Raw genomic sequence first — 679 nt, 5'->3', positions numbered from 1 at the left:
AGTTGAAACCTGACTTTGCCGAGGCATGGTATAACAAATGCATTGCACTCAGAAAGTTAGGACGGATAAGTGAGGCTGAGGATGTGTGTTAGAGAGCTGGTGAACCCTTGGTTTATAGTCCTTTGCGTCACTCCATGTAAACCCATTTAAAAGCTACTGGATATGTCATACTTCATAGACGATTTTATGTGATATTCTATATTATAGCAACTTATGCGGAATACTATAATAGTCCTTTGCATCGGTCATCAGTTAAGGATTTTATGTAAATATATTAATTATGAAATTTGACAAATTGAGATCACGCCAGATTGGAGAGTTTGATTCAAATCGACCGCCTGTGGACTTGATTCCTGATAGCAGTACTGAGGCGAGATAAGACTATTCGCTCTTATGTATTCAGCAACTTGGAGGATATGCAGGCCGGTTGCTGAATGCACTCAATCGCTCGCCACGAGCGCAAAGCGTGACTGGTGCCTCTTCGGGCAAGTTATCAGATGGATAAGAGCGAGACTATTAAGTCCAATTCTACACATGTCGATCTTAACCGATGACGCATGTCGTCCTTTGCGTCACTTCATGTAAATCCATTTAACATCTACTGCTCAGTAACATTAATTTTTAATCATATTGTAGTGTCGTTTGAGTTTTGCTCTGGCGTTATCTTTGCTGAACTTCC

It is taken from the genome of Methanothrix sp. (genome assembly GCA_029907715.1).
Classification (GTDB): Archaea; Halobacteriota; Methanosarcinia; order Methanotrichales; family Methanotrichaceae; genus Methanothrix_B.
The sequence above is the reverse complement of the archived record's forward strand: the minus strand, read 5'-3'. Positions refer to the sequence as shown.